The organism is Streptomyces torulosus (genome assembly GCF_001419765.1).
Taxonomy (GTDB): domain Bacteria; phylum Actinomycetota; class Actinomycetes; order Streptomycetales; family Streptomycetaceae; genus Streptomyces; species Streptomyces torulosus.
Map to the genome: position 1 here is coordinate 1 of NZ_LIRK01001025.1, position 1,050 is coordinate 1,050.

Consider the following 1,050-nt stretch of genomic DNA (forward strand, 5'->3'; position numbering starts at 1 on the left):
AGCCGGGAACCCACCTCGAACACGTCGGTCAGGCCGGTGCAGCGCAGCAGCCGCAGGAAGCGCGAGTTGTCGGTGACCAGGCGGAGCCGGCCGTGCCGGTCCCGCGCGCGATTGCGGGCCCGGCACAGCACACCGAGCCCGGAGCAGTCGATGAAGTCGACCGGGCGCAGGTCCAGCACCAGGTCGGGGTGGGGACGGGAGGTCAGGGCGTCCAGGCGGGCCGCGAGTGCGGGAGCCGTCACGACGTCTATCTCGCCCCGCAGTGTCACGACGGTCGCGCCGCCGGAGGTGCGGTGCGTGCGGTACGGCGCGGACCCGGTGTCGTTCTCGTCCATGAGAGGAGACAAGCCCTGGTGACCGGGTCGGCGGTAGGGCCGTTCGGTCCCTCTTGTACCGGCCCGAACGGGACCGCCCGGCCCGCACGGCGGCCCGGGCGGTCCCGTGCGAGGTCCGCGTCCAGCGGACAAGCTGGATGTGTGGGACTTTCCCGGCATGCGCAGAAGGACGGTGAGGAGCGTCATGAAAGGCTTCGTCTTCCACGGACCCGGGCAGTCGGCCTGGCAGGACATCCCGGACCCCGCGCTCAAGGACCCGACCGACGCGGTCGTACGGGTCGACGCCGTGACCATCTGCGGCACGGATCTGCACATCCTCAAGGGCGACGTCCCCGACGTGCGTCCCGGCACGGTCCTCGGGCACGAGGCCGTNNCCGGCGACCGAGTCCTCGTCTCCTGCATCAGCGCCTGCGGCCGCTGCCGCTTCTGCCGGGAGAGCGCCTACGGCCAGTGCCGGGGCGGCGGGGGCTGGATCCTCGGCCATCTGATCGACGGCACCCAGGCCGAGTACGTCCGCGTCCCCTACGCCGACCTGTCCGTCCACGTACTGCCCAGCACGGTCGGCAACGAGGACGCCGTGCTCCTCGCGGACATCTTCCCGACCTCCTACGAGGTGGGCGTGCTCAACGGGCATGTGCGGCCCGGGGACACCGTCGCCGTCGTCGGGGCCGGCCCCATCGGCCTCGCCGCGATCGCCACGGCGCGGCTGTTCGCA

General features: G+C 72.3%; 2 protein-coding genes and 1 pseudogene. 2 read left to right on the plus strand and 1 reads right to left on the minus strand.

The features are described from left to right. Positions 1 to 335: STAS domain-containing protein (locus AOK23_RS43740; protein WP_055717896.1), on the minus strand; the 335-nt coding region annotated here is incomplete at its 3' end. Positions 336 to 519: 184 nt separating this feature from the next. Here AOK23_RS43740 and AOK23_RS51305 point away from each other — a divergent pair. Continuing rightward, on the plus strand, positions 520 to 707 hold a 188-nt coding region (locus AOK23_RS51305), incomplete at its 3' end, for an alcohol dehydrogenase catalytic domain-containing protein (protein ID WP_240496864.1). Positions 708 to 709: 2 nt separating this feature from the next. Then, positions 710 to 1,050: pseudogene (locus tag AOK23_RS51310) on the plus strand (alcohol dehydrogenase catalytic domain-containing protein); the annotation flags it as partial.